Source organism: Bradyrhizobium sp. CCBAU 65884, assembly GCF_028128835.1.
GTDB classification, from domain to species: Bacteria; Pseudomonadota; Alphaproteobacteria; order Rhizobiales; family Xanthobacteraceae; genus Bradyrhizobium; species Bradyrhizobium ottawaense.
Genome location: NZ_LBJU01000090.1, coordinates 21,463 through 37,809 on the forward strand (window position 1 = coordinate 21,463; position 16,347 = coordinate 37,809).

General features: G+C 64.7%; 18 protein-coding genes. 7 read left to right on the forward strand and 11 right to left on the reverse strand.

Features of this window, described 5'->3' with window-relative positions; all coding sequences use genetic code 11:
- Window positions 1-226: 226 nt before the first annotated feature.
- The 6 genes from XI03_RS06550 to XI03_RS06575 all read right to left on the reverse strand — a co-directional run bounded on the left by XI03_RS06550 (window position 227) and on the right by XI03_RS06575 (window position 4,606).
- Window positions 227-529, reverse strand: a complete 303-nt coding sequence (locus tag XI03_RS06550; RefSeq protein ID WP_271591658.1) for a copper-binding protein — start codon at window positions 527-529, stop codon at window positions 227-229.
- Window positions 530-545: 16 nt separating this feature from the next.
- Window positions 546-998, reverse strand: coding sequence for a cupredoxin domain-containing protein (locus XI03_RS06555; RefSeq protein ID WP_038972088.1), 453 nt, complete (start codon window positions 996-998; stop codon window positions 546-548).
- A gap of 32 nt (window positions 999-1,030) precedes the next feature.
- Window positions 1,031-2,362 carry a copper oxidase gene (locus tag XI03_RS06560; protein ID WP_271591659.1) on the reverse strand — a complete coding sequence of 444 codons (1,332 nt, stop codon included), beginning with the start codon at window positions 2,360-2,362 and terminating at the stop codon, window positions 1,031-1,033.
- 13 nt (window positions 2,363-2,375) lie between these two features.
- A complete protein-coding gene (locus tag XI03_RS06565; protein WP_271591660.1) occupies window positions 2,376-3,815 on the reverse strand; it encodes a TolC family protein in 1,440 nt (479 codons plus the stop codon).
- 9 nt (window positions 3,816-3,824) lie between these two features.
- The gene (locus XI03_RS06570) at window positions 3,825-4,109 is read right to left on the reverse strand and encodes a hypothetical protein (RefSeq protein WP_028142204.1); all 285 of its coding nucleotides are present in this window, start codon (window positions 4,107-4,109) and stop codon (window positions 3,825-3,827) included.
- 74 nt (window positions 4,110-4,183) lie between these two features.
- On the reverse strand, window positions 4,184-4,606 hold the full coding sequence (locus XI03_RS06575) for a hypothetical protein (RefSeq protein WP_271591661.1): 423 nt from the start codon (window positions 4,604-4,606) through the stop codon (window positions 4,184-4,186).
- A gap of 173 nt (window positions 4,607-4,779) precedes the next feature.
- Between XI03_RS06575 and XI03_RS06580 the strand changes: the two genes are divergently transcribed.
- On the forward strand, window positions 4,780-6,045 hold the full coding sequence (locus XI03_RS06580; protein WP_038972080.1) for an MFS transporter: 1,266 nt from the start codon (window positions 4,780-4,782) through the stop codon (window positions 6,043-6,045).
- Here the strand turns inward: XI03_RS06580 and XI03_RS06585 are convergent.
- Window positions 6,042-6,449, reverse strand: a complete 408-nt coding sequence (locus tag XI03_RS06585) for a DUF4864 domain-containing protein (protein ID WP_271591662.1) — start codon at window positions 6,447-6,449, stop codon at window positions 6,042-6,044. The two genes, XI03_RS06580 and XI03_RS06585, sit on opposite strands and share 4 nt — an antisense overlap.
- 66 nt (window positions 6,450-6,515) lie before the next feature.
- Window positions 6,516-7,154 carry a TetR/AcrR family transcriptional regulator gene (locus XI03_RS06590; RefSeq protein WP_028142208.1) on the reverse strand — a complete coding sequence of 213 codons (639 nt, stop codon included), beginning with the start codon at window positions 7,152-7,154 and terminating at the stop codon, window positions 6,516-6,518.
- A 252-nt stretch (window positions 7,155-7,406) separates the two neighbouring features.
- Between XI03_RS06590 and XI03_RS06595 the strand changes: the two genes are divergently transcribed.
- The 3 genes from XI03_RS06595 to XI03_RS06605 are packed head-to-tail and all read left to right on the forward strand — an operon-like array spanning window position 7,407 to window position 11,210.
- Entirely contained in the window at window positions 7,407-7,904 is a 498-nt protein-coding gene (locus tag XI03_RS06595; RefSeq protein ID WP_271591663.1) for a (2Fe-2S)-binding protein, read from the forward strand.
- Complete coding sequence (locus XI03_RS06600; RefSeq protein WP_271591664.1) at window positions 7,901-8,956, forward strand: FAD binding domain-containing protein; 1,056 nt, start codon at window positions 7,901-7,903, stop codon at window positions 8,954-8,956. Before XI03_RS06595 ends, XI03_RS06600 begins: the two co-directional genes overlap by 4 nt.
- The gene (locus tag XI03_RS06605; protein ID WP_271591665.1) at window positions 8,949-11,210 is read left to right on the forward strand and encodes a xanthine dehydrogenase family protein molybdopterin-binding subunit; all 2,262 of its coding nucleotides are present in this window, start codon (window positions 8,949-8,951) and stop codon (window positions 11,208-11,210) included. The genes XI03_RS06600 and XI03_RS06605 overlap by 8 nt, the downstream gene beginning before the upstream one ends.
- A 41-nt stretch (window positions 11,211-11,251) precedes the next feature.
- Here XI03_RS06605 and XI03_RS06610 read toward each other — a convergent pair whose 3' ends face one another.
- Window positions 11,252-11,404, reverse strand: coding sequence for a hypothetical protein (locus XI03_RS06610; protein WP_193375318.1), 153 nt, complete (start codon window positions 11,402-11,404; stop codon window positions 11,252-11,254).
- Between the two features lie 191 nt (window positions 11,405-11,595).
- The gene (locus tag XI03_RS06615) at window positions 11,596-12,144 is read right to left on the reverse strand and encodes a cupin domain-containing protein (protein ID WP_038972074.1); all 549 of its coding nucleotides are present in this window, start codon (window positions 12,142-12,144) and stop codon (window positions 11,596-11,598) included.
- A gap of 149 nt (window positions 12,145-12,293) precedes the next feature.
- Here XI03_RS06615 and XI03_RS06620 point away from each other — a divergent pair, with 149 nt between their 5' ends.
- Together XI03_RS06620 and XI03_RS06625 are read left to right on the forward strand one after the other, a co-directional pair.
- Window positions 12,294-13,622 carry an aspartate aminotransferase family protein gene (locus tag XI03_RS06620; RefSeq protein WP_212251037.1) on the forward strand — a complete coding sequence of 443 codons (1,329 nt, stop codon included), beginning with the start codon at window positions 12,294-12,296 and terminating at the stop codon, window positions 13,620-13,622.
- A gap of 70 nt (window positions 13,623-13,692) precedes the next feature.
- Window positions 13,693-14,958, forward strand: coding sequence for a D-amino acid dehydrogenase (locus XI03_RS06625; RefSeq protein ID WP_271591666.1), 1,266 nt, complete (start codon window positions 13,693-13,695; stop codon window positions 14,956-14,958).
- Window positions 14,959-15,041: 83 nt separating this feature from the next.
- Here XI03_RS06625 and XI03_RS06630 read toward each other — a convergent pair whose 3' ends face one another.
- On the reverse strand, window positions 15,042-15,863 hold the full coding sequence (locus XI03_RS06630; protein ID WP_271591667.1) for a sterol desaturase family protein: 822 nt from the start codon (window positions 15,861-15,863) through the stop codon (window positions 15,042-15,044).
- 115 nt (window positions 15,864-15,978) lie between these two features.
- On the opposite strand from XI03_RS06630, the gene XI03_RS06635 reads away from it, so the two are divergent.
- Window positions 15,979-16,323, forward strand: coding sequence for a hypothetical protein (locus XI03_RS06635; protein ID WP_157158826.1), 345 nt, complete (start codon window positions 15,979-15,981; stop codon window positions 16,321-16,323).
- The last annotated feature ends 24 nt before the right edge of the window (window positions 16,324-16,347 follow it).

The window sequence follows — 16,347 nt, forward strand, 5'->3', positions numbered from 1 at the left end:
GCGGCCGAAGGGCCGCCGTTCCGAAAGTGAGGCACCGCACTGGCGTCCACGGGAGCTCCCGTTTTACGCGGCTGACGACACTCGACTTCACCCGGCAATTCTTGCCGGGTGTATGGTTAGCAAAGGGTTAACGCGGGGGTGGGAAGAGGGGCGGACCGGGGTGTTTCGGGAGCCAAGGTCGTCATTCCGGGTTCGCGCCGCGCGCCCTGGAATGACCGGGCGACCCCTACTTCGCCTTGTCGATCTTGGTCACCGTATACCCCGACGCCGCCTCCTCGGCCTCGAAGGTCACCTTGTCGCCGACCTTCACCTGCTTGAGCATCGCCGCGTCCTTGACGCGGTAGACCATGGTCATGGGGTCCTCCATGCCGAGGCTCTTCGCCGGCCCATGCTTGAGCGTGATCTTGCCGGCGCCCTCGTCGATTTTCTTGACCTCACCGCTGATCGCGGCGGTCCCCGCCGCGAGGGCGGCAGTGGTAAGGCCGACAGCCAGCGTCAGCGCTGCGGTAATGCGGATGATGCGGTTCATGGGAGGCTCCTTGTCGCTACTTCACGGTGACGTGGCCGACCATGCCGTAGTCGCGATGGTCGGGAATGAGGCACGAAAATTCGAACGTGCCGGCCTTGCTGAACTTCCAGAGGATCTCGGCCGTCTTGTTCGGTGCGAGCCTGACACCGTTGGGATCGTCGTGCTCCATGTGCGGATGCTTCTTCATCTCCACGGCATGCGCGAGATTCTCCTTAGGCGTGGCGAGCAGGAATTCGTGGTCCTCCTTGCCGACATTGCGCAGCACGAAGCGGACCTGTTCGCCGCGCTTGACCTCGATTTTGGCAGGCGCGTAGTCCATCTCGTTCAGCAGGATCTCGATGGTGCGCGCGGGCTTGTTCGGATCGCCGGGCTCGCCGGCCGAAAAGGTCCCATGCCCGTGCTTGTCGTGAGCAAGGACCGGCGCGGTCAAAAGCGCCGCCAGCGCGAGGCCGAGTTTGATCGTCTTCATCGTTGTCTCCAGTTGGTGGTTCATCGAAACGCTCACATCTTCATCTTGTGCGTCGGCTTGCCCGGCTGCCGCACTGGTGCCGCATCGGGCGCCTCGACCTCGTAGGCGACGGTGCCCTTCGGGAATTGATAGGGGCCGGGATCGCGATAATCGTCGCGTGCGAGGTCCTCGCGGATCTTCATCACTGTGAACATGCCGCCCATCTCGATCGGCCCGAACTGGCCGGTGCCCGTCATCATCGGCAGCGTGTTGTCGGGCGCGGGCATCTCCATGTTGCCCATCGCCATGCCGGTCGAGCCCATCGCCATGCTGTCGGGCGCGAGCTTGCCGACGGCCTTGGCGAGGTCCTTGCGCGACACGCCGATCAAATTGCGCACCGCGTGCCCCATCGCATTCATGGTGTGATGCGACTTGTGGCAATGGAACGCCCAGTCGCCGGGATTGTCGGCGAGCACGTCGAACACGCGCACCGCGCCGACCGGCACGTCGGTCGTCGTCTCCGGATATTGCGCGCTCTCCGGAATCCAGCCGCCATCGGTGCAGGTCACGGCAAAGCTGTGGCCGTGCAGATGGATCGGATGGTTGGTCATGCTGAGATTGCCGATCCGCACGCGCACCTTGTCGCCGAGCCTGACCGGCAGCGGATCGATGCCGGGAAACACCCGCGCATTCCAGGTCCACATGTTGAAGTCGGTCATCTCGTTGACCTGCGGCAGATAGGTGCCGGGATCGACGCGATAGGTGCTCATCACGAAGACGAAGTCGCGGTCGACGGGCCGGAAGTTCGGATCGCGCGGATGCACGACGACCATGCCCATCATGCCCATCGCCATCTGCACCATCTCGTCGGAATGCGGGTGGTACATGAAGGTCCCGCTCTTCCTCATCTCGAACTCGTAGACGAAGGTCTTGCCCGGCAGGATGTGCGGCTGGGTCAGCCCGCCGACGCCGTCCATGCCGCTCGGAATGATCATGCCGTGCCAGTGCACGGTGGTGTATTCGGGCAGGCGGTTGGTGACGAAGATGCGGACCTTGTCGCCCTCGACCGCCTCGATCGTCGGGCCCGGCGACTGGCCGTTGTAGCCCCACAGATTCACCTTCATGCCCTCGGCGAATTCGCGCACCACGGGCTCGGCGACGAGATGGAATTCCTTCCAGTCGCCGTTCATGCGAAACGGCAGCGACCAGCCGTTCAGCGTGACGACGGGGCGATAGTCGGGCCCGCTGACGGGATGCAGCGGCGGCTGCATCACCACCTTGTCCATGTGCGCAGCTTCCGGGATAGATGCCGCCTGCACGCGGCCCTGGACCGCGGATGCGCCGACGAGCGCGGCGGTGCCCAAAAACCCTCTGCGGGAAAACATGCCGGCCTCCATCTCAGTGGCCGCCGTCGGCAGGCGCTGCCGCGGCGATGGTGGTTGAAGTGTCGCCGCCCGCAGCAGGCGCGCCGCCGCCGTTGACGGCGGTCTGCAGGTCGGACTGGGCGAGGAAGAATCGTTGCCGGGCGTCAATCGCGCCGCGCAGCGAGGCCAGACGCTGTCGTGCCTCGGTGAGCAGCGCAAAGATATCGACCTGCATGCTGGAGAAGCGGAGCTGCATCTCCTCGGTGATGATCTTACGCAACGGGATGATCTCGCGCTGGTAGTGGCTGGCGACGTCGTAAGCCGAGCGATAGATACGATAAGCATCGCGTGCCTCCGAGCGCACGTTGACGGCGCGCTCGGTCAGGCGGTTGAAGGCGAGATTGTAAGTCTCGGCCGCCTGCCGCACGCGGACTTCGCCGCCGTCGAAGATCGGGATCTGGAACTGCACGTCGAATCCGCGTTCGCGGAAGGGCGCGCCTTCGGGATCCCGAGTGCGGCGGGAGATGCCGGCGAGATCGAGCAGCGTCACGAAGCGCGTCGCCTCCGTGAGGTTCAGCGATTTCGCCAGCGCCGTCAGATCCAGCCGGGCGATCTGCAGATCGATGCGATGGGCCACCGCATCGGCCTCGATCAAGGGCAGTGCCTGCGGCCGGCGCGGCAGCGGCGGCAATTGATTGGGCAGACGGAAGTCGAGGCCGCCGTCCCACAATCCCATCAGCCGCGCGAGCCTTTCGCGCGCACTCGCCACAGCCTGGCGCGCGGTGGCGAGGTCGGCGGTGGTCTCGGCGTAAAACACCTGCTCGCGGGCCTGGTCGAGCTTGTTGAGCGAGCCGGTCTCGCCGAGCTTGACCGCGAGCTGTGCGGTCGATTCCGCCGTCGCCTTCGCATCCGTCAGCAGCGCCACCATCTCGTTGCCGGCGACAGCACGCACGTAGGTGCCGCGGACGTCGGCGGCGAGCCGCAACGTCGCCAGCGCCGCGCGCAACTGCGCCTGGCGGAACCGGTCGCGGGCAATGTCGGAGCGGAACGGCAGGGTGGCGAGCGCAAGGATGTCGCCGACCACCTGGCGCTCGATCTCGCTGGCGCCGTTGCCTGAGATCCGCGAGATCGAGAACACGGGATTGGACGGCAGGCTCTGCTCGACCAGATCGGTCTCGGCCAGCGCCAGCTCGTTATAGACGGCTTGCAATCCCTTGTTGTTGAGCAGTGCGATCTGAACGGCGGTCTCCACGTTCAGCGTCCGCGAGAGCAGTTGGCGGACACGTTCATCGACTGCGCCCGCTCCCTCGGGCGTGCGAACGAAGGCGACATCCTTGTTGATGGTCTGGCTCGTCAGCTCGGAGACCGCGCTCATGCCGCTGTCGGGCGAGAACGCGGCGCAGCCGGCAAGACCGGGTGCGCAAAGGCTGAGCGTGGCGAGAACGAGCAGGCCTCGCGCGAATTGATGTGTCATGGCGCGCTCCTACCGGTCTTGCTTCGGCTGCGGCGTCACGGCCTCGTTGCGGTCGCGCCATGGCGCCGGCGCTGCAGGCCGCAGGCTGGTGTAGGGCGCAATGGTCGACCCATAGCCGACGGGCGCGACCTTCGCCGAGGGATCAGCGGGATCGGCGCCGGCGACTTGCGTCGTTGCCGGCATGCAGCCGGACAGCGCCAGCGCAAGTGCGGCCAGCAACGGCCAATGGAATCGAAAGTGTCGTCCTCGCGCCGTAGATGCGGCGGCGGACGTCGCCACGGAAAGCGTCAGCATGATTCATCCCTGATCTGAAAGACCACAGGTCCGCGCGCGCAAACGCGCGTTCGGCCCGAAATCGTCGTGTCAGATCAGGCGATGGGAGGGCGGTAGTGCAGGGGCGGCGCCGTGCTGTGCAGGCTGGCCACGATCTCGGGGGCACAGGCGGAGACGGGCTGAAGCGGCTTGGCGAAGCCAGGCAGATCGGCCGGCAGCGCGCTGATGCACATCATCGCGCAGCACGGTCCGGCCGTGCCCTTGCCGCCATGATGATGCGAAGAAGCGGGCGCGTCCTGCGCGGCGGCCTGGTGATGCGCGTGTGCCGCCGCGTGATCGTGCGAGCTGCCGTCGTGCATGTGACCGCCCGGCATCTGCTGATGCACCGGTGCGAGATCGGCCAGCAGGGTCTCATCGAGACACGGCGCCGGGCCGCTGCCCCAGGCGAGGCTTGCCGCTGGCGCGAGCACGCAAAACAGATAGGTGAGGGCAATGAAGCGTCCCACCTTGATCCGCATCGATCGTGTCAATCGCAGCAACATTCCGCCGACATGCTTTCGCGCGGCGATTTGCTCACGCGGATTGCAAACTAATGGCAAATCGCGCGTTCGCCAAGCTGCTTCTTACCGCAGTGCACCGCGCATGCCCAATATCGCGCCACGATGCTTGACCCTGTGACGATCCGCGGGCCATGTTCCGCCCCGTGCACGCGCCAAATCACTCCGGACAAACGCCTGGAACATTCAGCCCTGATTCCCGTCAGGCCTGGATACGGCTTGTGCTTGCGCTGGTGATCGGCTCGATCGGTGGCGTCGGCATGTGGGCGATCGTGGTGATGCTTCCCGCGGTGCAGACCGAATTCTCCGCCACCCGCGGCGCGGTGTCGCTGGCCTTCACCCTCATGATGTTCGGCTTCGGGCTCGGCGGCGTGATCGCCGGCAAGATCACCGACCGGTTCGGCATCGTGCCGGCAATGGCGATCAGCATCGCCTTCCTCGGCGTTGCCAATGTGCTCGCGGGGCTGTCCGGACAACTCTGGCAGTTCGTGGCGGCCTATTTTCTGATTGGGCTCGGAACGTCGGCGACCTTCGCGCCACTGATGGCGGAGGCTTCGCACTGGTTCGAGCGCTATCGCGGCCTCGCCGTGACCATCGTCGCGAGCGGCAATTATTTCGCCGGAACGATGTGGCCCCCGATCGTGAACTGGGGCATGCAGGAGGTTGGCTGGCGCTACACTCATATCGGCATCGGGCTCGTCTGCGTCAGCCTGATGACGATCCTCGTGCTGGTCCTGCGCGCGCAGATAGGTCACGACAAGGTCCACGACCACGCCAATGCGCCGCCGCCGCGCGTCGATCTCAAGCTGTCGACCAACACGCTGACGGTGCTGCTCTCGATCGCCAGCATCTCCTGCTGTGTCGCCATGGCGATGCCGCAGGTGCATATCGTCGCCTATTGCGGCGATCTCGGCTACGGCGTGGCGCGCGGCGCCGAGATGCTGTCGCTGATGATGGCCTGCGGCATCGTCAGCCGGATCGGCTCGGGCTTCCTCGCCGACAAGATCGGCGGCATCCGCACGCTGCTGGTGGGATCGCTGGCGCAGGGCTTCGCGCTGGTGTTCTATCTGTTCTTCGACAGCCTCGCCTCGCTCTATCTCATCTCCGCGATGTTCGGCCTGTTCCAGGGCGGCATCGTGCCGAGCTACGCCATCATCGTGCGCGAGGCGATGCCGGCGAGCGAAGCCGCAACGCGCGTCGGCATCGTGATCTTCGCCTCGGTGTTCGGCATGTCCTTCGGCGGCTGGGTGTCGGGCATCATCTTCGATGCGACCGGTTCCTACGCCGCAGCGTTCGCGAACGGTGTGGCGTGGAACGCGCTCAATATCGGCATCGTCCTGACGCTGTTGATCCGCTCGCGGATGAAGTCGATCAGGACCGGACCGGGCTTTGCAACCTAAGCCGCCTGTCCCGCCTTCAGCAGCGAGCAGCCGGTGATCTTGTAGCTGCCGTCCGCCTGCTGCTCGAGCGTGTACAGGGCTTCCCACGCCTCGCCATTGGCGTCGATGATGTGGACGCGCTGCGCAATCCAGCTGCCTTCGCTCTTGCTGTCTCCGAACTCGAAACTCTTGTGCCGGTAGACCGGCGCATAACCGCTTTGCACCATCGACATGAAGGCGCCAGGTGCGGGGAAGATCTCCTTGATCGCCGGCGCGGCGTGGGAATAGGCCGCGGCCGCATCGTCGCGCGCAAAAGCCTGCTCCTGGGCGCGGATGACGCCCTGCGCCGAGGCAATATCGTCGGCAAAGGCTGCGGTGGAGCTGAAGATAATGCTGATAGCGACCAGCAAGGCGGCAATGCGCATGACAGGCTCCGCGTTGAAATCCCGGCAATGCTGATCCTAGCATGACCTCAGGGAAATACGGGCGCGCTATCGCTTCCGTTTCACCGCCGGCTTCGCTGGCTTGGCCACGCGCGCCCTGGTCTTGGCAGCGGATTGCACCCGCAGCCCGTCGACGAACACGTCGAGCAGGCGCAGCACCGAGGATTGCCATCCCGGCTTATCGTGCATGTAGCACATCCCGAAAAACGCCCGCAGCAGGTCCTCCGGAACGATGTCGGCGCGCATCTGGCCGGCTGCGACCGCGCGCTCGAGCAGCGAGCCGATCGCCTTGGTCAGCCGGTCCATCGAGAAAACGGCAAGTTCCGACGAGCTCTGATACGCCAGCGCCAGCGCGGCCAGCATGCCTTTTTTCGTGGCGACGAATTCGACGGCGGACTGCAGCCAGCGCCGCAGCGCCTCGACCGGATCCTTGGCGCTTCGCAGATGCTCGGCAAGCTCGCTGAGCTGCTCGACCTCGCGTCGGTACACGGCCTCGAACAGATCCTCGCGCGTCGGAAAATGCCGATAGAGCGTGCCGATGCCGACGCCGGCGCGCTTGGCCACGGCCTCCAGGCTCGCTTCCGGGCCGCCCGCGTTGAAAACGGCCTTGGCGGCTTCGAGCACGCGCTCGCGATTGCGCACGGCATCGGCGCGGGGCTTCCGGGTCTGGTCGCTGTGGTCGTCCATATCGGGCAATGTAGATCACGAATTGGTTAGATTGAACCCTTGTTGAACCCTTGCCGGGCTGCATCGCGTTGGTGGCGCATGGGCTTTTGACCAATTCCAATATTTTTCCACCGGCCCTTGTTAAGCGGAGGGAGCCTCCGTATCTTCGCCTGGATGTTGGCCGGCTTCTGCCCGCGTCAACGTAGATCGACGGCGGCCACGGCGGTGGCGCGCTGCGCGATCACTCATGTCCAAATCTGATCGGAGCCTTGTATGAACCACTCCATCAGCCTCACCGTGAACGGTGCGCGGCGCGACTTCGTCCTCGACGATCCGCGCGTCACGCTGCTCGATCTCTTGCGTGAGCGCCTCCATCTCACCGGAACCAAGAAGGGATGCGACCGCGGCCAGTGCGGCGCCTGCACAATTCTGGTCGACGGCAAGCGTATCAACTCGTGCCTCGCGCTCGCGATCAGTCATGACGGAGCCGACATCCTCACCATCGAGGGCGTTGCGCGCGGCGACCAGCTGCATCCGGTGCAGGCCGCCTTCATCGCCCATGACGGCTTTCAGTGCGGCTTCTGCACGCCCGGCCAGATCATGAGCGCGATCGGCATGATGCAGGAAGCGCAGGCCGGCGACGATCCCGAACGCATCCGCGAGTGCATGAGCGGCAATCTCTGCCGCTGCGGCGCCTATGCGGGCATCGTCGATGCCGTGCTCGACGCGCAAGGACGCGCTGACGAAACCAACCAGAGGCGCTCGGCATGAAACAGTTCGAATACGTCAGGCCCGCGACGGTCACGGAGGCCGTTGCCGCGGCGGCCCAGCCCGGCACCGTCTATCTCGCCGCCGGCACCAATCTGCTCGATCTGATGAAAGGTGGCGTCAGCCGTCCGGATCGTCTCGTCGACGTCATGCACCTCGAAGGGCTCGACGACATCGAGCGCCTCGCCGATGGCGGCCTGCGCATCGGCGCCCTGGTGAGCAACGCCGATCTCGCGCATGATGCGGACTTCGCGAGGTCCTATCCGGCCGTCGTCGAAGCGCTGCTCTCCGGCGCATCCGCGCAGCTGCGCAACGCCGCGACCGTCGGCGGCAATCTCTTGCAACGGACGCGTTGTGCGTATTTCTACGACACTGCCAGCCGCTGCAACAAGCGCGAGGCCGGCAGCGGCTGCGACGCCCGCGGCGGCGAGAACCGCACCCACGCGGTGCTCGGCTGGAGCGAGAGCTGCATCGCCACGCATCCCTCCGATTTCTGCGTGCCGCTGGTCGCGCTCGGTGCGGTCGTCGAGATCGAGGGCCGGGGCGGCCGGCGCGAGATCGGGCTCGACGAACTACATCGCCTGCCCGGCGATACGCCCGAGCGCGAGTCCGCGCTCGAGCCCGGCGATCTCATCGTTGCGGTGCGCCTGCCGCCGGCGGCGCGCGAATTTGCCCCGCATGCCCGCTACCTCAAGGTTCGCGAGCGCACCTCCTACGCCTTCGCGGTGGTCTCGGCCGCGGCTGCGTTGCGGATCGAGAACGGCAGGATCGCCGAAGCGCGGCTCGCACTTGGCGGTGTCGCCGCAAAGCCTTGGCGCGCCCGCGCTGCGGAGGACGTTCTCAAGAGCGTCGCGCCCACGGCCGACGCCTTCCAGGAAGCCGCCTGGCGTGCGCTCACCGACGCAAAGCCGTCCGGCGACAACGCCTTCAAGATCGAGCTCGCGCGCCGCATCGTCGTGCGCGCGCTGACCCTCGCCGCCGCCGGGACGCCCGCGCGCCTGCCCGCCCTGCCGGCCTCTCCCTTTGCCTCGACGTCCGGAGCCATCCATGCCTGAGCTCAACCTCACCAGCGCACCCGCCCATCTCAGGCACGGCTCGAACATCGGCCAGCCGCTGACCCGCCGTGACGGCGTCCTCAAGGTCACGGGGCAGGCGACCTATGCCGCCGACAATCATCCGCCCGGCATGCTGTTTGCGGTGATCGCGACCTCCAGCATCGCGCGCGGACGTGTGGCGTCGCTCGATGTCGCTGCCGCCAAACGTCATCCCGGCGTCGTCGACGTCATGACGCCGGACCACAAGCCACCGCTCGCCATCGACCCCGAGATCAAGACCAATCCCTTCGTGTTTCGGATGGAGGCTTTGCAGAGCAACGAGGTCCGCTACGCCAATCAGCCGATCGCCGTCGTGATCGCCGAGACGCTTGAAGCCGCGACGGAAGGTGCCGCGCTGCTGGCGCCGCGCTACGAGGCGCAGCCTCCGCTCATCGGCCTCGATGCCGGCGAGAGTTTTGTGCCGCCCGTCGTCGGCGTCGGCAACCCCACCGAAAATCACCGCGGCGATGTCGAGGCGGGCCTTGCCTCGGCCGAGACGCAAATCGACGCGACCTATGAGACGCCGCCGCAATATCACAACGCGATGGAGCCGCATGCGGTCGTGGCTCACTGGGATGGCGACAAGCTGTCCGTGGAAATGCCGACCCAGGGCCTGAAGCTGTCGCTCGCGCGCATCGCCGAGCTGTTCGGCATCGCGCACGACAAGATCCACATCCGCAGCCCGTTCCTCGGTGGCGGCTTCGGATCGAAGGGGCTCATGGGCGGTCCGCCGGTTCTCGGCATCATGGCCGCGAAGCTGGTCGGCAGGCCGGTCAAGCTGGTGCTGCGGCGTGAGCAGATGTATGGCCCGGTCGGCCATCGCGCGCCGACCCGTCAGCGCTTGCGCATCGGCGCCGACGGTGAGGGGCGCCTCACCGCGCTCGATCACCATGCGCGGACCGTATCGAGCACGTTCGACGATTTCTACGAGCCGGCGGCCGACGCCTCGCACACGCTCTATGCGGCACCTGCGATCCGCACCTCACATGACGCCGTGCGCGTCAACACCGGCACGCCGCTGTTCATGCGCGCACCGGGCGAGGCGACGGGATCAATCGCCCTGGAGAGCGCGATCGACGAGATGGCCTGGGCCTGCGGCATCGATCCGCTCGCCTTCCGCCTGAAGAACTATGCCGAGGTCGAGCCGATCACCGGCAAACCGTTCTCGTCAAAGGCGCTGCGGGCCTGCTACGATCAGGGCGCGGCGCGCTTCGGCTGGGAGAAGCGTCCGCTGCAGCCGCGGCAGATGCGCGATGATGCCGGCCTGCTGGTCGGCTGGGGCATGGGCACCGCGACCTTCCCGGCACTGATGTTCCAGGCCGAAGCGCGCGCGGCGATCCGCCGCGACGGCTCAGGCGTGATGGAGATCGGTGCGCACGACATGGGGCAGGGCGCCTGGACGGCCCTGGCCCAGATCGCCGCCGACGCCGTCGGCCTCGATATCGACCGCGTCGCGTTCAAGGCGGGGACATCGGACCTGCCCGATGCCGGCATCGCCGGCGGCTCCGCGCACACCGCGACCGCGGGAGCTGCGATCCACAGCGCCGGCGCGGCCGTGATCGCAAAGCTCGCCGATCTCGCCACCAATGACGAGCGCTCGCCGCTGTTCGGGGCCGGCAATGCCGGCGTGATCGCGCGCGACGGCCGGTTGATCCGGCGCGACGACGAGAGCCGCGGGGAGAGCTATGCCGAGATCCTCGCGCGCGCCGGCCTCGCCGAGGTCGAGGCGCGCGGCACTGGTGCGCCGAACCCTGCGGCGATGGAGGAATATGCGATGCATGCCCATGGCGCCGTGTTCGCGGAGGTGAAGGTCGATCCCGAGCTCGGCCAGGTCCGCGTCACCCGCATGGTCGGCGCCTTCGCGGCCGGGCGCATCGTCAACCCGCGCATGGTGCAAAGCCAGCTGTTCGGCGGCATGATCTGGGGGATGTCGTTTGCTTTGCACGAGGAGGCCGTCACCGACCGGCGCAGCGGCCGGATCATGAACGCTGATCTCGGCGAGTACCATATCCCCGTGAGTGCCGACGTGCCGCCGCTCGAAATGATCACGGTCGAGGAGCACGACCCGCACGTCAACGCGCTCGGCATCAAGGGCGTCGGCGAGATCGGCATCACCGGCAGTGCCGGCGCGGTCGCGAACGCCGTCTGGCATGCGACCGGCGTGCGCGTGCGCAAATTCCCGATCCGGATTGAGGAGTTGCTGACGCAGCGTTGAGGCGGCAGGCGGGGCGAGGCCTGCTCGCTCCGCAGCGGCGATCAGTTCATCATTCTGCGGAGAGCCTTGATCTGCTCTCTCTGCGCTTCGATGTGTTTTGCGATGGCCTTGCGCAGTTCGCGCGAGTGGAGCTTGTCGGTATCGCGCAGGACTTCGTCGAGCGCGGCTTCCGCATTGGCAAGAGTGATCTTCATGCGCGGGCCTCTGTTACGAAGCGGCCCCGGAATACCCTGGAGTCCGGGGCCATAACCTCAGCACCTCAAAGCCAGGCTGCTCGGCTACGGTTCGTAATATATAGCGGTCTGGCGCACAGAAATTGAGATGGCTCAACCACCGTAAGATACCGGTGGCCGCCCGTAACCTTCCGGATGCGACTGTTCGCAATTCAGAACGTCGGCGGCGTGCAGGCCGAGATCACCTCGCACGGCTTGCCACCGACGCAGCGGAACCGATGCGGGCGGCGGCTCTCGAAGTAATAGGCATCGCCGGGGTTGAGGATACGGCGCTCGTCCTCGACGGTGACTTCGAGCTTGCCCGAGATCACGATGCCGCCTTCCTCGCCGTCATGGACGAGGTGGACGCGTCCGGTGTCGCTGCCGGGCTCGTAGCGTTCTTTCAGGATCTGCAGGCTGCGACCGAACAGATTGTCGCCTACTTGCTGATACGAAATCGGCTTCTTGCCGACTTCGGTCAGCTCCTCGGCGCGGTAGAAGATCTTGCGCCTGGACTCCGGCTCCAGCGCGAAAAACTCGGCGAGCCCCATCGGGATGCCGTCGAGGATGCGCTTGAGCGCGCCGACCGAGGGGTTCATCTGGTTGGATTCGATCAGCGAAATCGTCGAATTGGTGACCCCGGCACGCTTGGCCAGCTCGCGCTGCGACAGCTTGTGGCGCGCCCGGATGAATCGCAGCCGTCCACCGATGTCGACGCTCATGGCCCAGGTCCTGTGTTGCAGGTGTTGCGGATCGCGCAAATATGGCCCGACAGCCCCAGCTAAATCAATGGCTTGCAGGTCACCAGAAAAGGACTTGTTGCGCATTCCAAGCCGTGGCTCTGCTAGAGGGTCAGCAAAGGAGCGCGGCCGTGACCCTTCATCAGATTCCGAACACTATCAAGACCGACTCGTTCTGGATGCCGTTCACGGCCAATCGGCAGTTCAAGAAGGCGCCGCGCCTGTTCTCCTCGGCCGAGGGCATGCACTACACCACCGTGGACGGCCGCAAGGTGATCGACGGCTCCGCCGGCCTGTGGTGCGTCAATGCCGGCCACGGCCGCAAGCAGATCGCCGCCGCAGTCGAGCGCCAGCTGATGACGCTGGACTTCGCGCCGTCGTTCCAGATGGGCCATCCGCTGGCGTTCGACTTCGCCGAGCGGCTCGCCGAGATCGCGCCGAAGGGCCTCGACCGCATCTTCTTCACCAATTCCGGCTCCGAATCGGTCGACACCGCGCTGAAAATCGCGCTCGCCTATCACCGCGCCAACGGCCAGGCGAGCCGCACCCGCCTGATCGGCCGTGAGCGCGGCTATCACGGCGTCGGCTTCGGCGGCACCTCGGTCGGCGGCATGGTCGCCAACCGCCGTGCCTTCGCGACGCTGCTGCCGGGCGTCGACCACATCCGCCATACCCATGATCTCACCCGCAACGCCTTCGCCAAGGACCAACCGGAGCATGGCGCCGAGCTCGCCGACGATCTCGAGCGGCTGGTCGCTCTGCACGGCGCCGAGACGATCGCCGCCGTCATCGTCGAGCCGGTGCCGGGCTCGACCGCGGTGCTGCCGCCGCCGAAGGGCTACCTGCAGCGCCTGCGCGAGATCTGCGACAAGCACGGCATCCTCCTGATCTTCGACGAGGTCATCACCGGCTTCGGCCGTCTCGGCACGCCGTTCGCCGCCAACTTCTTCGGCGTCACGCCTGATATGATGACCACGGCCAAGGGCATCACCAACGGCACCATTCCCTGCGGCGCGGTGTTCGCGCATCGCAAGGTGCATGACGCCATGATGATCGGCCCGGAAAACGTCATGGAGCTGTTCCACGGCTACACCTATTCGGCGCATCCGACCGCCTGCGCCGCGGGCATCGCGACGCTCGACATCTACAAGGACGAGGGCCTGCTCACGCGCGGTGCGTCGATCGCCGAATACTGGCGCGACGCGCTGCATTCGCTGAAAGGCCTGCCCAACGTCATCGACATCCGCAATTGCGGGCTGATGGGCGCCGTCGAGCTGTCGCCGCGCGACGGCGCGGTCGGTGCGCGTGGCTACGACGTCATGGTCGACTGCTTCAATCGCGGGCTGTACTTCCGCATGAGCGGCGACTCCTTTGCGCTGTCGCCCCCGCTCATCGTCGAGAAGAGCCACATCGACGATATCGTCGCGATCCTTGGTGACGCCATCAAGCGGGTGGCCTGATAATTGCTCTCGCCGTTGCGAGTTGTTTCCTTGCAGCGGCGAGCGTGATGCCGCGGGAGTTTGACCAAGCGTGAAAGTTCTGATCCTCGGCAGCGGTGTCATCGGTGTCACCTCTGCCTACTACCTTGCGCGTGCCGGCCACGAGGTCACGGTCGTCGACCGTCAGCCTGAGCCGGCGCTGGAGACCTCTTTCGCCAACGCCGGCGAAGTGTCGCCCGGCTATTCCTCGCCCTGGGCCGGCCCCGGCGTGCCGGTAAAGGCGGTCAAGTGGCTGCTGATGAAGCACGGCCCGCTCGTGATCCGGCCGAAGCTCGATCCGGTGATGTGGGTCTGGCTGCTCAAGATGCTGCGCAATTGCACCAGCGCACGTTACGCGGTCAACAAGAGCCGGATGATCCCGATCGCGGAATACAGCCGCGATTCCCTGCGCGATCTGCGCCGCGACATCGGCATCCAGTATGATGAGCGCTCGCAAGGCACGCTGCAGCTGTTCCGTTACCAGGCCCAGCTCGACGGCACCGCTGAGGACATCGCCGTGCTCAAGCAATACGGCGTGCCGTTCGAGGTGCTGAGCCGCGAGGGCTGCATCGCGGTCGAGCCGGCGCTCGCAGGCGTGAAGGAAAAGTTCGTCGGCGGGCTTCGCCTGCCGCAGGACGAGACCGGCGACTGCCACATGTTCACGCAGGCGCTGACCAAGCATGCCGAGGCGCTCGGCGTGCGTTTCATGTTCAACATCGGCATCGACCGCATCACCACCGACGGCGCGCGCGTCAGCGGTGTTGTGACCAGTGCCGGCACATTGCAGGCCGACGCTTACGTCCTCGCGCTCGGAAGCTGGTCGTCGCGGCTCGCCGCGCCGCTCGGCATTTCCCTGCCGGTCTATCCGGTGAAGGGCTATTCGATCACGGTGCCGATCAAGGACGCCGCAGGCGCGCCGGAATCGACCGTGATGGATGAGAGCTACAAGGTCGCGATCACGCGGCTCGGCAATCGAATCCGCGTCGGCGGCACCGCCGAAATCTCGGGCTATTCGGACAAGCTCTACGATGCGCGCCGCGCTACGCTCGATCATTCGCTGACCGATCTGTTCCCGCGCGGCGGCGATCTCGCCAAGGCGACGTTCTGGAGCGGCCTGCGTCCGATGACGCCGGACGGCCCGCCGGTGATCGGCCCGACGCAATACGCCAATCTCCACCTCAACACCGGCCACGGCACGCTCGGCTGGACCATGTCCTGCGGCTCCGGGCGCGTGCTCGCAGACATGCTGTCGGGCAAGAAGCCGGACATCGACGTCAGTGCGCTGACGGTGGACCGGTATAATCACCGGTTTGGGTGATGTGCTTCCCGGCACGATAAGCTAGGCGGTTTACCGTTGCGCTTTGGAAAGATCGAAGCGTGAGCCGTGGGCTAAGAAGGTCACTATCGTCTCAAGCGACGATTCATTTTAGTCAGTGTTGCTATCCATCGCCTCATAGGCCAGCCCACAACCTCTGTCAGAGACTCAATCTTTTCATTCGACATCAAACCTGTGGGAGGGAATTCATCCCGAATCGGCGCTTGGTAGGTGCCAAACACCAAATCCCACACCGGAAAAAAGGCCGCAAAATTGTGGTTAGCGTGTTGTGGCAACTTGGAATGATGTAAGCGATGCAACTGTGGGGAAGTAATAAGCCAGGCACAGCTTCCCAGCTGTATTGGGAGATTTAGATGTGTGAAAAAGCTAAAGCTCGCAATGATTCCGGAAATGACCCAGAAAGTGACAGGCGTTAGTCGGAAAGCAATAATGATGGGAAGGTGGATCAGAAAGGCTTGAAAAATAACTTCAGTCCAGTGTTGACGAAGAAAAGTCGTCACACCGAATTCTGTATCACTGTGATGTACGGCGTGCTGTTCCCAAAGGGATGGATACACATGCTGAGAGCGGTGCCACCAATAGTAAAAGAAATCGAAGATAAATAAGTAGAGTGCGGCCGCACCAATCTGAGAAACAAATTCCGTCTCCGAAAAGATGCGAAGGTCAATCCAGCCAACACCTACTAGCGAGCGTGCGATCTTAGCTAAACCGGTGATGATGGGGGCTGCAATCAAGTAGCCTGAGAGCAGGACCAGTATCCCACTAGCAATATTGACGCACAGGTGATGCAACGAAATCTTGCGCTTAGCTGTGCATTCGATTGCAAGGCCGAAGGCAACGGCAAGCAGCCAGTAAACTAGCGGTGTGTCTTGGATGATCCCAAGCACTAGAGTTCTCGATGGCTCGTTGGAGTCCAGTGGGTCCAGAAATGCGGGAAAAGCGATTTACACAATTAAAAGTTGATGTATTGTTGCACGGTTGTCTATCCAATGGAGATTGTCAATGGCTGAAATTTCCCGACGATCGGTTGTTCAGTTGAGTGTGGCCGGACTTGCCGCGGGGGGGCTAGCTACTTCTGCTTCGGCACGGCCAGGACGTGACGCCTGGTTTGAGGCAGTGAATGCTAGCTTCAATAGATTTGACCCAGAGGCACAGGCGAAGATTCTTGAAAATTCGGGCTGTCTTGATGCCGAAGAGTTGTCGCTTCGGTTGTCAAAGCGTTTTCCAACGCTGTCGGCCGGGAGTAATGCGCCCGAGAAACTCAATTTGCTTGCTCAGGGTTCTCCGAGTTGCCCCTACACCAAGAGCAATAGCCACGACAAGGATTGCTCGCACAGTCGCTCGTGAGTGACACAATGCCAAGTCCTCCCA